Origin of the sequence: Streptococcus ruminantium, from assembly GCF_003609975.1 — a bacterium.
In the GTDB taxonomy this organism is placed as follows: domain Bacteria; phylum Bacillota; class Bacilli; order Lactobacillales; family Streptococcaceae; genus Streptococcus; species Streptococcus ruminantium.
The window spans coordinates 1,073,698-1,086,285 of sequence record NZ_AP018400.1 but is presented as its reverse complement, the minus strand read 5'-3'; the positions used below and the strand labels follow the sequence as shown (position 1 = coordinate 1,086,285).

Genomic DNA, 12,588 nt, shown 5'->3' with positions numbered 1-12,588 from the left:
TAAGCGAGAACACTTATGGACATGATTGAAAATCTCATTATTGCAATTGTGAAACCATTGATTTCACAACCTGAAAGTTTGACGATTAAAATCGTTGATACACCTGAATTCTTGGAATACCATTTGGATTTAGATTCGTCTGATATTGGTCGCATCATTGGTAGGAAAGGACGTACAATTTCTGCAATCAGGACGATTGTTTATTCTGTTCCAACAAGTGGTAAGAAAGTTCGTTTAGTGATTGACGAAAGAGAATAGGAAAGTCACCATTTGGTGGCTTTTATAGTCTCTTGCTACTATCATTTTGGCTTGCCTAGTGTGAGTTGTATCCAATCTAGCAAGCTTATTCTTATTTCCAATCATCGCTTGTCTGATTGAAAGGGAGTGAGGAATTTTATTATCAATGTATCAGGAAGGGGCTTGCCCCTTTTTAGCATATAGAAAGGACGAAAATAATGAACCTCATTTGGACTTATTTAAAAAAATATCCCAAATGGCTTGCCCTAGATTTATTGGGAGCTTTCTTGTTTGTAGTAGTGAATCTAGGCTTGCCTACTTTTCTAGCTAGAATGATTGACCAAGGAATCACCAAAAATAATGTCAACCAACTCTATTATTGGGCTATCATGATGGGTTTTATCGTGTTGCTCGGTATTGTAGGACGGGTAACATTAGCCTATGCAGCTGGAAAACTGACAACAAGTATTGTCAAAGATATTCGTAATGACCTTTATGAGAAAATCCAAGATTATTCACATCATGAGTATGAACAGATTGGTGTTTCCTCATTGGTGGCTCGCATGACAAATGATGCCTTTGTTTTAATGCAATTCTCAGAGATGATTTTAAAACTAGGTATTATTACCCCGTTAATGATGGTTGCAAGTGTAGTAATGACTCTGGTGACTAGTCCAAGTCTTGCATGGACAGTAGCAGTTGCTACACCTTTCCTTATCATGGTTATCATCTATGTAGCAACGAAGACCCGCCCGCTCTCAGAAAAGCAACAGAAGCGCTTGGATACCATTAACCAATATGTGCGAGAAAACTTGATGGGTTTACGGGTTATTCGAGCTTTTACACGCGAAGCATTCCAAGAAGAACGCTTTGAAGAAGTCAATGAACAATACACAGAAACGTCTAAAAAACTGTTTCATTTAACCGGTCTGACAGAACCCTTATTTGTGCAGATTATCATTGCTATGATTGTAGCCATCGTATGGTTTGCTTTAAAACCTTTGAAAGAAGGTAATTTACAAATTGGTGATTTGGTAGCCTTTATTGAATACAGCTTCCATGCTCTATTTTCATTCTTACTATTTGCTAATTTATTTAACATGTATCCGCGCACGTCTGTATCTAGCCAACGAATTCGAGAAGTATTGGCCATGCCGATTTCTATTTCAAAGAATGAAGATGGTGTGACAGAAACGGATACACATGGTTATTTAGAATTTGAGAATGTGACGTTTGCCTATCCGGGTGAAACAGAATCTCCAGTTCTTCATAACATTTCCTTCAAAGCTAATCCTGGTGAAACGATTGCTTTTATCGGTTCAACTGGTTCGGGTAAATCTTCTTTGGTGAACTTAATTCCACGTTTTTATGATGTGACCTTAGGTCGTATCCTAGTAGATGGTGTGGATGTCAGACGTTATAATCTGAAGGCTCTCCGTAGCAAGATTGGATTTATTCCGCAGAAAGCTCTGCTATTTACCGGAACAATCGCAGAAAACCTCAAATATGGGAAAATCGATGCTAGTCTCACGGAACTTCATCAAGCAACAGATGTGGCGCAGGCCAAGGAGTTTATCGAAAGCAAAGAGAAGCAGTTCGATACCCATCTTGCAGAAGGGGGAAGCAACTTATCTGGTGGACAAAAACAGCGCCTTTCTATCGCACGTGCCATTGTCAAGCAGCCTGATATTTATATCTTTGATGATTCTTTTTCAGCCTTGGATTATAAGACAGATGCCCTTTTACGGAGTCGTTTGAAAGAAGTTACAGGAAATGCAACAGTCTTAATTGTCGCCCAACGTGTTGGAACTATTATGGATGCAGATCAGATTATTGTTCTGAATGAAGGAGAAATCGTTGGTCGCGGTACTCACAATGAATTGATGGAAAATAACGAGATTTATCGTGAAATCGCAAATTCTCAGCTCAATCGTCAATCCCTGACAGAAGAATAGGAGGAATCATGAAGAACACATTTGTATTTACTCGTGTTTGGGACTATCTACGTCATTATAAATCTTCTGTATTTTTAGCTGTTTTTCTAAAGACAATTAGTGCGGTTATGAATGCGCTAGAACCCTTTGTATTAGGACTTATCATTACAGAACTGACAAAAAATCTTCTTGACATTGCCAATGGTGTAGTTGGAGCGGAAATCAATGTTTCCTACATTGCTATCTTGCTGGCTATTTATGCTTTTCGAGCTCTTTTGTATGAAATCGGAGCTTACGGTTCCAATTATTTTATGACCAAGGCAGTCCAAGGAGCTACCAAGGAACTTCGTCATGACTTGAGTCATAAGATTAACAAAATTCCAGTATCTTACTTTGATAAACATCAGTATGGAGATCTTTTAGGTCGCTTCACCAGTGATGTTGAGACGGTTTCAAATGCTCTACAGCAAAGTTTTCTTCAGTTGGTCAACGCAGCCCTAGCCCTATCACTAGCCCTCTTCATGTGCTTCTGGCTAGATGTTTCGCTGGCTCTAGTGGTGATGATCTTAGTGCCTGTGACCTATTTTGGCTCAAAATTTATCATGGGTAAATCTCAACCCTACTTTAAACAACAGGCAGATGCTCTCGGCCGCCTCAACGGTTTTGTTCAAGAAAACCTCACAGGCTTCAATGTTGTCAAGCTATATGGACGTGAAGAACAATCGACTGTGGAGTTTCGACAAATAACCTCAGATTTGCAGGAAGTCGGGTTTAAGGCTAGCTTCATGTCTGGTTTACTGATGCCTATAGTACACGGCTTTTCTAATATCGCCTATGTAGTGGTCGCTCTGCTTGCTGGCTTAAAAGTTCTTGCTGGGAGGTTAACTGTAGGGAATATGCAGGCCTTCGTCCAATACGTTTGGCAGATTTCGCAGCCTGTCCAAACCTTGACTCAGCTGGCCCCCCAACTCCAGTCAGCTAAATCTTCCCTTGAACGCATCTTTTCGGTCCTAGATGAGCTTGATGAAGCAGACGCCAATGCGCTTGAGTTGACAGAAAGTCTATCTGGTCAAGTTAGTTTTGAACAAGTTGAATTTGGTTATTCGGATGACAAACCGCTTATCCGAAACTTTAATTTACAAGTAGAACCTGGAGAAATGGTAGCTATTGTTGGTCCGACAGGTGCAGGAAAAACAACCTTGATAAATCTTCTCATGCGTTTCTATGATGTGACCTCTGGTTCTATCAAGGTTGATGGAAAAGATATTAGAACCATTTCTCGCCAATCTTATCGTCGTCAATTTGGGATGGTTCTTCAAGATGCTTGGCTCTACGAAGGAACAATTAAAGAAAACTTACGTTTTGGTCGACTAGATGCAACGGATGAGGAGATTATTGAAGCTGCCAAAGCTGCCAATGTAGATCATTTTATTCGCACATTGCCCGGTGGCTACAACATGGAGATGAATCAGGAATCCAGCAATATTTCTCAAGGTCAGAAACAATTATTGACTATTGCTCGTGCTCTTTTAGCAGATCCAGCAATCCTGATTTTAGATGAGGCAACCTCATCGGTTGATACGCGACTAGAGTTGCTGATTCAGAAGGCTATGAAACACTTGATGAAGGGACGGACGAGTTTCGTCATCGCTCATCGCTTATCTACCATTCAAGAAGCAGATAAAATTTTGGTTCTAAAAGATGGACAAATCATCGAACAGGGGAACCACGAGAGCCTCTTAGCAGATAAAGGTTTTTACTACAATCTTTACCAAAGTCAATTTAGTCAATCTAAGTAGTAAAATACTGACTTATTTGTCTTGATAGGTGACATAGTAGGAGAGTATTTCATACTCTTTGAAAGTCAAAACCAGACTTCATCTACCTGACTTGATAAGCTTCAGTTCTACCTACTGTTGCATTTGCTAGTCTGATGTTCATTGTGTAATCAATTTATTACTTGAACATTAAGTTTTATTCCTGAACTTCTGCTTCATCAACTAAAATGAAAAATAGCTTCCTAGTTGTTAAGGAAGTGAGAGTGCAGATAAAACAAATCATTTTGAGATATGGTTTGTAACTAAACTCTTAGAGACGTTACTTTTTAACGTTTCTGGGAGTTTTTTACTTTTGATCGCAAAAAAAGATTGAAGATCTTGTCCGAAATAGACTTTTTCTTCAATCTGAAGGGAGATATGCTATTATTGGGCAATTTCTGCCAACAAGCTTTCAGCACTGGTTGTTGGTAGTATACGGATACGATTTAGTGTCAATAAACCATCACTGGCAGAAGCCAGTCCATAATTGGTTGTCACACCGAGCTTGTAACCAGCTTTTTCGGTTAAAGCAACAGTATCTGCTGAGTATCGTCCTCCTGGATAGGCAAGAGCAATCGTCTCCTGATTTAGTTGGTTATCCAGATAAGCTTTGGAAGCAGTAAGTTCATCGGTTTGTGTTTCGATCGAGCTGTATTCCAAATCGGGATGACTGACAGTATGAGCTTGGAAGGAAAGTCCAGCAGCACGCATTTCTTTCATTTGTTCTAAAGTGAGGTGGCCGGCTCGTCCATTTTCTGTAAAACCAGTAATGACATTATTGGTCGCCTTCATTTTGTACTGCTTAAGGAGTGGGTAAGCATGACTGTAAAAATCCCAAATACTATCATCAAAGGTGAGCCAAACAACTTTTTTGCCAGCTGGCAAGACATTTTCCTTTAAAACTTTATAAGCTTCTTCAGGCGATAAGGTATAGTACTCTGCATCCTGCAGGGCTTTCAGATGACTTTCAAAGGTTGTTGGAGCAACGATTAGGTTAGCATTGGCTTCTTCCTCAGGAGCCATTATGTGGATGGCATGATACATGAGGATAGGGAATTTGACAGGCTGTTCCTGTCGTTCCCAAGTGACTTCGGGTTGCACCGATGAACTAGAACTAGCTGTTGTGGTTGTTGAAATTTCTTGCTGGCTTTGAACTGAGCTAGAAGTACTAGAATTTTCCACTTTTTTTGACATGGAAAATAGAAATGCAGAAATAGCTATAAGAGGTAATAAGACAATAATCATGCTGACAATTAGTTTACCATGCTGTCTACGTTTTCGTATTGCTCTTCTTGAATGTCTCATATTGTTTCTCCATAGCATAGATAGTAAGACAATTATACCAAATTTTTGCCAAGTAGTCAGAATATTTGGTATAATGAGAGAAAAACTTTTGAAGGAGAGTGCATGGTAATTAAGGTAGGATTATTGGGATTCGGAACAGTAGCAAGCGGTGTGCCATTTTTATTGAAAGAAAATGCAGAGAAAATTGAAAAAGCAGCCCAAGATAGAATTGAAGTTGCCAAAGTACTTGTCAAGGATGATGCAGAAAAAGAAAGTCTCTTGGTTGCGGGATACAACTATCATTTTGTTACAGATATTGGTGAAATTTTAGAGGACGAAGAGATTGCAATCGTAGTGGAATTGATGGGGCGAATCGAGCCTGCTAAAACATTCATTACCCGCGCTTTAGAAGCAGGCAAACATGTCGTTACAGCTAATAAGGATTTACTGGCCGTTTACGGCAGTGAATTATGTGCCTTGGCAGAAGAAAAGAATTTAGCCCTCTATTATGAGGCTGCTGTTGCAGGTGGTATCCCTGTATTGCGTACTTTGGTTAATTCTTTGGCAGCAGATAAAGTAACCCGCATTCTGGGAGTTTTGAATGGAACATCAAACTTCATGTTGACAAAAATGGTGGATGAAGGTTGGACTTATGATAAGGCTTTGCAGACTGCTCAGGAATTAGGATATGCTGAATCCGACCCGACAAATGATGTCGAAGGAATTGATGCTGCCTACAAGGCAGTGATTCTCAGCCAATTTGCATTTGGGATGACTGTTGATTTTGAACATGTAGCTCACAAGGGGATCTCTCATATCACGCCAGAGGATGTAGCAGTGGCTCAAGAATTAGGGTATGTCATTAAACTTGTGGGGGATATTCAGGAAACCGCCTCTGGTATTTTTGCAGAAGTATCCCCTACCTTCTTACCGAAAGATCATCCACTAGCAAGCGTTAGTGGTGTTATGAATGCTGTCTTTGTCGAGTCCATCGGTATCGGTCAATCAATGTACTATGGTCCTGGTGCTGGTCAAAAACCCACAGCGACCAGTGTAGTAGCAGACATTATCCGCATCGTTCGTCGTCTTAAGGAGGGAACTGTCGGTAAAGCCTTTAATGAATATAGCCGTTCGCTTAAATTGGCTATACCAAGCGATGTGAAGAGCGAATATTACTTTTCTATCGTAACACCTGATAAGAATGGGAAGATGCTCCGTTTAGCAGAACTTTTCAATGCCGAAGAAATTTCCTTCAAGCAAATTTTGCAAAAGGGAGTCAATGGTAACACTGCTCGTCTGGTTATTGTGACACACGAGATGAGCAAAACGCAGCTAGAAAATGTGACAGTGAGATTGGCACAAGAGACAGATTTCACTGTCTTGAATATTCTTAAAGTTTTGGGAGAATAGGCCATGAAAATCATGATACCAGCAACCTCAGCCAATATTGGTCCCGGTTTTGATTCGGTTGGAGTTGCTTTATCAAAATATTTAACAATCGAAGTGCTTGAGCCAACAGATAAATGGATTATTGAGCACAATCTTGAATTTGTTCCGACTGATAAGAATAATCTTTTAATAAAAACAGCCTTGAAGGTTACTAAAAAATTGCAACCACACCGTATCAGGATGACGAGTGATATTCCCTTAGCGCGTGGTCTGGGTTCTTCTAGTTCAGTAATTGTAGCAGGTATTGAACTTGCAAATCAACTAGCTAAGTTGAAGATGACTACAGATGAAAAATTACAGAAGGCAACAGAAATTGAAGGACATCCGGATAATGTTGCACCAGCTATCTATGGGAACCTGGTTATCTCTAGCTATGTAAATAGAAGGGTTCAAGCGGTTGTAACGGAGTTTCCTGAAGCTAGTTTTGTTGCATTTATTCCAAATTATTCGCTGAGAACAGTGGAAAGTCGAGGAGTCCTACCGTACCAAATGAGCTATAAGAAGGCAGTAGCAGCAAGTGCGATTGCTAATGTAGCGATTGCTAGTCTGATGGCAGGAGATTTGACAACGGCTGGAAGAGCTATTCAGTCTGACATGTTCCATGAACCGTTCCGTCAATCATTAGTGAAAGAGTTTTGTTCAATTAGACGAGTTGGACAGGATTTAGGAGCATATGCAACTTATTTGTCTGGCGCAGGTCCTACTGTTATGATTTTAGCGCCTAAAGAAAAAGAAGATCAAATAGTTAAGGCACTTGAAAATCTCACCTTAGATGGGACGATTCATCGTCTCCGGGTTGATACTAAAGGCATTCAAATTTTCTAATCTTTCTAGCCCCTTAGGGGCTATTTTTTATAAATGTATTTTTGTTGATTTTTATTCGTTTTATCTTCTAATTTTTGGTATAATAAATCATGTATATCCTAAATTGAAACGAGAAGATTATGAAAGATAAAATTAGGTTTGAATTGGAAGGTATTGATATTCGGTTTGATGAACCTTTGAAAGAATATACCTACACGAGAGTGGGAGGAGCTGTTGACTATTTAGCTTTTCCGCGCAATCGCTACGAGATTGTTCGTATTGTAGAATTTGCCAAACGTGAGGGAATTGCTTGGCAAGTACTTGGGAATTCTAGTAATATCATTGTGCGTGATGGTGGGATTCGTGGTTTTGTTATCCGGATGGATAAGCTTAATTCTGTGACGGTTTCAGGCTATACTATTGAAGCAGAAGCAGGAGCAAACTTGATTGAAACAACTAAGGTTGCTCTGTTCCATTCCTTGTCAGGTTTTGAATTTGCATGTGGCATTCCGGGAAGTATTGGGGGTGCTGTTTATATGAACGCAGGAGCCTATGGTGGAGAAGTGGCTCATATTTTAGTGTCTGCACAAATTTTAACACCGGCTGGTTATGTAGAAACCTTGGATAATCGTGAACTCCGATTCGGCTACCGTTCGTCTGTCTTACAGGAAAATGGTGCAATCGTTTTGTCTGCTAAGTTCGCTCTTAAGCCGGGGAACCACACTGTAATTTCACAAGAAATGGCTCGCTTGACCCATATCCGTGAACTCAAACAACCTCTAGAATATCCATCTTGTGGTTCGGTCTTCAAACGTCCACTGGGGCATTTTGCAGGTCAGTTGATTATGGAAGCTGGCTTAAAAGGGTATCGTATCGGTGGTGTAGAAGTGTCTGAAAAACATGCTGGTTTCATGGTCAATCTTGCTGATGGGACAGCTAAAGATTATGAAGATTTAATTGAATATGTGATTGAAATGGTCAAAAAATCTTCAGGCATCACTTTGGAGAGGGAAGTTCGCATTATCGGTGACCCTGCTGACACATTATAGCCACTAGGCTCCTACAAAAAAAGAAGGAATTTATGAAAATTGAAAAAGCCAATTATTGAATTTAAGAACGTTTCCAAAGTATTCGAAGACAGTGGGACGACCGTTTTAAAGGATATTAGTTTTGAATTAGAAGAAGGGAAATTCTATACCCTACTTGGTGCTTCTGGATCCGGTAAGTCAACAATTTTAAATATTATTGCTGGTCTTTTGGAAGCCAGTTCAGGGGATATTTATCTGGACGGTCAACGCATCAATGATATTCCGACCAATAAACGAGATGTCCATACAGTTTTCCAATCTTATGCCCTTTTCCCGCATATGACCGTCTTTGAAAATGTGGCTTTTCCCCTAAAACTGCGAAAAATTGAAAAAGCTGAAATTGAACAAAGAGTAACTGAGGTCCTTCAGATGGTTCGTCTTTCAGGTTACGAAAATCGCTCCATTCAAAAACTATCTGGCGGACAGCGTCAACGTGTCGCTATCGCACGTGCCATCATCAATCAGCCACGAGTTGTCTTACTTGATGAACCTCTTTCTGCCTTGGATTTGAAACTACGAACAGAAATGCAGTATGAGCTCCGTGAGCTTCAGCAGCGTTTGGGGATTACCTTTGTCTTTGTGACCCATGATCAGGAAGAAGCTCTAGCGATGAGCGATTGGATCTTTGTCATGAATGATGGTGAAATTGTTCAATCAGGGACGCCGGTAGACATTTACGATGAACCGATTAACCATTTTGTTGCGACTTTCATTGGAGAATCCAATATTCTACCGGGACGCATGATTGAAGACTATCTGGTCGAGTTTAACGGCAAGCGTTTTGAAGCTGTTGATGGTGGTATGCGTCCAAATGAAGAGGTTGAAATTGTAATCCGTCCCGAAGACTTACGCATTACCTTACCGGAAGAAGGAAAATTACAGGTGAAGGTAGATACTCAGCTCTTTCGTGGTGTTCACTACGAAATTATTGCCTACGATGATTTGGGCAATGAATGGATGATTCACTCCACCCGCAAAGCTATTGTCGGTGAGGTGATTGGTCTAAATTTTGAACCGGAAGACATCCACATTATGCGTCTCAACGAAACTGAGGAAGAATTTGATGCCCGTATTGAAGAATATGTAGAGGTAGAAGAAGTAGAAGATGGCCTAATCAATGCTATTGAGGAGGAACGCAATGAAGAAAACCTCTAGGCTATTTGCGATTCCTTATGTACTATGGGTGTCTCTCTTCGTCCTTGCACCAGTTGCCCTGATTATTTTCAAATCCTTCTTTGATATTCATAATAATTTTACACTATCCAATTATCAGGCCTATTTTAATTCTCCCAATATGACCTACCTGCGAATGAGTTTTAACTCTATTTTTTATGCAGGAGTCATCACTTTAGCAACCTTGTTGGTAGCCTATCCAACTGCTTATTTTTTGACCAAACTTAAGCACAGACAACTTTGGCTTATGTTGATCATCTTACCGACTTGGGTCAATCTCTTACTTAAAGCTTATGCTTTTATTGGGATTTTCGGACAGCATGGTTCAATTAACCAATTTCTGGAGTTTGTTGGTTTGGGAGCCCAGCAAATCCTCTTTACAGATTTTTCTTTTATTGCAGTTGCTGCTTATATCGAAATTCCTTTCATGATCTTGCCAATCTTTAATGCGCTTGACGATTTAGATAAGAATCTAATCAATGCTAGCCGAGATTTGGGAGCGACTCCATGGCAAACGTTCGTAAAAGTTGTTTTTCCTCTCTCTATGAATGGAGTGCGCTCTGGCGTTCAGGCTGTCTTTATTCCAAGTTTGAGTCTCTTTATGTTGACTCGCTTGATTGGCGGTAACCGGGTGATCACACTAGGAACAGCTATCGAACAACATTTTCTCATTACGGAAAACTGGGGAATGGGTTCAACCATTGGTGTTGTCTTGATTGTAGCCATGCTGTTGATTATGTGGGTAACGAAAGAGAGGAAGAAATAATGAAGAAATTTGCTACCATCTACTTGACGATTGCTTTTCTCGTTCTTTATTTGCCAATCTTTTATCTCATCTTCTATGCTTTCAATAAAGGCGGTGATATGAATGGTTTCACAGGCTTTACTTTTAAACATTTTTCATCTATGTTGGGTGATAGTCGTCTTATGCTAATTTTAGCTCAAACCTTCTTATTAGCTTTTTTGAGTTCTTTGATTGCAACTCTTATTGGAACATTTGGTGCCATCTATATTTATCAAGCCAGACCTCGTTTTCAAAACGCTCTTTTGTCCGTTAACAATATCTTGATGGTGGCTCCTGATGTCATGATTGGAGCAAGCTTTCTCATTCTTTTCACCATTATTGGTTTCCAATTAGGTTTTATCTCCGTTTTACTAAGTCATATTGCCTTTTCTATTCCGATTGTTGTCTTGATGGTTTTGCCACGGTTGAAGGAAATGAACCCAGATATGATCTCGGCAGCCTACGATCTTGGAGCAACTCAGCCACAAATGTTAAAAGAAATCATGTTACCCTATTTAACTCCGGCTATTATTGCAGGTTACTTCATGGCTTTTACTTATTCACTTGATGATTTTGCAGTCACCTTCTTTGTCACAGGAAATGGTTATTCCAACCTGTCTGTAGAGATTTACTCACGGGCTCGTCAAGGAATATCTTTGGAGATAAATGCTCTGTCTACCCTAGTTTTCCTCTTTTCTATCCTACTAGTAGTAGGCTATTATTTCATTTCACGTGAGAAGGAGGCTAACTAATGAAGAGACTCTATTCGTTCTTTTTAGGGATCTTGATGATTATTTTAGTCCTGTGGGGAATTAGTTACAAATTAGAAGCTCATTCAGCCCAGGGAACAAAGGATAAATTGGTTATCTATAATTGGGGAGACTATATTGATCCAGACTTGTTAGCAGAATTTACTGCTGAAACAGGCATTCAAGTGGATTATCAGACATTTGATTCCAACGAAGCGATGTATACCAAAATCAAACAGGGTGGGACAACATATGATTTGACTATCCCTTCAGAATACATGATTTCTAAGATGACAGAAGAAGATATGCTCATCAAACTAGATAAATCCAAAATTGAAGGACTCAATAATATTGACCCACGGTTTATGGGATTAAGTTTCGACAAAAATAATGACTACTCTATTCCTTATTTTTGGGGAACCTTGGGAATTGTTTATAACAAAACAATGGTTACCAAGCCGCCACGGGAGTGGGAAGACTTGTGGTCAGAAGAATACCGTGATAATATCATGTTAATTGACGGCGTTCGTGAGGTTATGGGATTTGGTTTGCAATCCTTAGGTTACAGCTTGAACTCAAAGAATCCGTCAGAGATTAAAAAAGCGGCAGAACATCTCTATCATCTAACCCCAAATATCAAGGCCATTGTTGCTGATGAAATCAAGGGGTATATGATTCAGGATGCCGCAGCTATTGCAGTTAGTTTTTCGGGTGAGGCAAGCGATATGCTAGAGGGAAATGAAAATCTCCGTTATGTTGTTCCTTCAAAAGGTTCAAATCTCTGGTTTGATAATATGGTTATTCCAAAAACAGCCAAGAATATTAGTGGAGCTTATGCCTTTATGAGTTTCATGCTTCGCCCAGAAAATGCTCTACGAAACGCACAATATGTTGGTTATTCAACCCCAATTCCTGCTGCTAAAGCAATGCTTGATGAAGAAACTCAGAATGATGAAGCCTTCTATCCATCAGAAGAAACAATGAAGAAGATGGAAGTTTATGATAACTTAGGAAAGGATTTGCTCGGTACTTATAATGATTTGTACCTGCAAGTTAAGATGTATCGTAAATAAGTAATAAAAATACACTGCGACAAACAATTCTCTTTGTTTCAGTGTATTTTTTTGCATCATTTTTAATAGTTATAAGTTTTTGTTATAACAAGCCATAGTTTTTCTAAATAATAGAATTTTCAGAATATACTTGCAATACTGATAATTTTATGTTTAAATAGACTTATTGGTTTTTCCAATAATGAAGGAGTAAATT

The 12,588-nt window shown here is 39.5% G+C and carries 11 protein-coding genes; 10 read left to right on the top strand and 1 reads right to left on the bottom strand.

The window, feature by feature from the left end; translation table 11 throughout:
* Positions 1-15 precede the first annotated feature (15 nt).
* The 3 genes from SR187_RS05255 (at position 16) to SR187_RS05245 (ending at position 3,970) form a co-directional block, all read left to right on the top strand.
* Positions 16-258, top strand: a complete 243-nt coding sequence (locus SR187_RS05255) for a KH domain-containing protein (RefSeq protein WP_120171739.1) — start codon at positions 16-18, stop codon at positions 256-258.
* A gap of 197 nt (positions 259-455) precedes the next feature.
* Positions 456-2,192 (top strand): ABC transporter ATP-binding protein, encoded by a 1,737-nt coding sequence (locus SR187_RS05250; protein ID WP_120171738.1) that lies wholly within the window; start codon positions 456-458, stop codon positions 2,190-2,192.
* A gap of 8 nt (positions 2,193-2,200) precedes the next feature.
* A complete protein-coding gene (locus SR187_RS05245) occupies positions 2,201-3,970 on the top strand; it encodes an ABC transporter ATP-binding protein (RefSeq protein ID WP_024531999.1) in 1,770 nt (589 codons plus the stop codon).
* A gap of 402 nt (positions 3,971-4,372) precedes the next feature.
* On the opposite strand, the gene SR187_RS05240 is transcribed toward SR187_RS05245, so the two are convergent.
* On the bottom strand, positions 4,373-5,293 hold the full coding sequence (locus SR187_RS05240) for a polysaccharide deacetylase family protein (protein ID WP_120171737.1): 921 nt from the start codon (positions 5,291-5,293) through the stop codon (positions 4,373-4,375).
* A gap of 102 nt (positions 5,294-5,395) precedes the next feature.
* Here SR187_RS05240 and SR187_RS05235 point away from each other — a divergent pair, with 102 nt between their 5' ends.
* The 7 genes from SR187_RS05235 (at position 5,396) to SR187_RS05205 (ending at position 12,392) form a co-directional block, all read left to right on the top strand.
* A complete protein-coding gene (locus SR187_RS05235) occupies positions 5,396-6,682 on the top strand; it encodes a homoserine dehydrogenase (RefSeq protein ID WP_120171736.1) in 1,287 nt (428 codons plus the stop codon).
* Between the two features lie 3 nt (positions 6,683-6,685).
* Entirely contained in the window at positions 6,686-7,546 is an 861-nt protein-coding gene (gene thrB, locus SR187_RS05230) for a homoserine kinase (RefSeq protein ID WP_024532002.1), read from the top strand.
* A 119-nt stretch (positions 7,547-7,665) separates the two neighbouring features.
* On the top strand, positions 7,666-8,574 hold the full coding sequence (gene murB, locus SR187_RS05225; RefSeq protein ID WP_120171735.1) for a UDP-N-acetylmuramate dehydrogenase: 909 nt from the start codon (positions 7,666-7,668) through the stop codon (positions 8,572-8,574).
* A gap of 39 nt (positions 8,575-8,613) precedes the next feature.
* Complete coding sequence (locus tag SR187_RS05220) at positions 8,614-9,768, top strand: ABC transporter ATP-binding protein (RefSeq protein WP_024532004.1); 1,155 nt, start codon at positions 8,614-8,616, stop codon at positions 9,766-9,768.
* On the top strand, positions 9,752-10,552 hold the full coding sequence (locus SR187_RS05215) for an ABC transporter permease (protein WP_024532005.1): 801 nt from the start codon (positions 9,752-9,754) through the stop codon (positions 10,550-10,552). The genes SR187_RS05220 and SR187_RS05215 overlap by 17 nt, the downstream gene beginning before the upstream one ends.
* Entirely contained in the window at positions 10,552-11,322 is a 771-nt protein-coding gene (locus SR187_RS05210) for an ABC transporter permease (protein ID WP_024532006.1), read from the top strand. The genes SR187_RS05215 and SR187_RS05210 overlap by 1 nt, the downstream gene beginning before the upstream one ends.
* Positions 11,322-12,392: an ABC transporter substrate-binding protein gene (locus tag SR187_RS05205; protein WP_120171734.1), complete on the top strand. Its 1,071-nt coding sequence runs from the start codon at positions 11,322-11,324 to the stop codon at positions 12,390-12,392. The genes SR187_RS05210 and SR187_RS05205 overlap by 1 nt, the downstream gene beginning before the upstream one ends.
* Positions 12,393-12,588 lie beyond the last annotated feature (196 nt).

Bases quoted from the DNA above. Each gene is read 5' to 3' on its own strand.
- SR187_RS05250 (WP_120171738.1), top strand. From the start codon at position 456: ATGAACCTCATTTGGACTTATTTAAAAAAATATCCCAAATGGCTTGCC.
- SR187_RS05255 (WP_120171739.1), top strand. From the start codon at position 16: ATGGACATGATTGAAAATCTCATTATTGCAATTGTGAAACCATTGATT.
- SR187_RS05240 (WP_120171737.1), bottom strand. From the start codon at position 5,293: ATGAGACATTCAAGAAGAGCAATACGAAAACGTAGACAGCATGGTAAA.
- SR187_RS05205 (WP_120171734.1), top strand. From the start codon at position 11,322: ATGAAGAGACTCTATTCGTTCTTTTTAGGGATCTTGATGATTATTTTA.
- SR187_RS05215 (WP_024532005.1), top strand. From the start codon at position 9,752: ATGAAGAAAACCTCTAGGCTATTTGCGATTCCTTATGTACTATGGGTG.
- SR187_RS05235 (WP_120171736.1), top strand. From the start codon at position 5,396: ATGGTAATTAAGGTAGGATTATTGGGATTCGGAACAGTAGCAAGCGGT.
- SR187_RS05210 (WP_024532006.1), top strand. From the start codon at position 10,552: ATGAAGAAATTTGCTACCATCTACTTGACGATTGCTTTTCTCGTTCTT.
- thrB (WP_024532002.1), top strand. From the start codon at position 6,686: ATGAAAATCATGATACCAGCAACCTCAGCCAATATTGGTCCCGGTTTT.
- murB (WP_120171735.1), top strand. From the start codon at position 7,666: ATGAAAGATAAAATTAGGTTTGAATTGGAAGGTATTGATATTCGGTTT.
- SR187_RS05245 (WP_024531999.1), top strand. From the start codon at position 2,201: ATGAAGAACACATTTGTATTTACTCGTGTTTGGGACTATCTACGTCAT.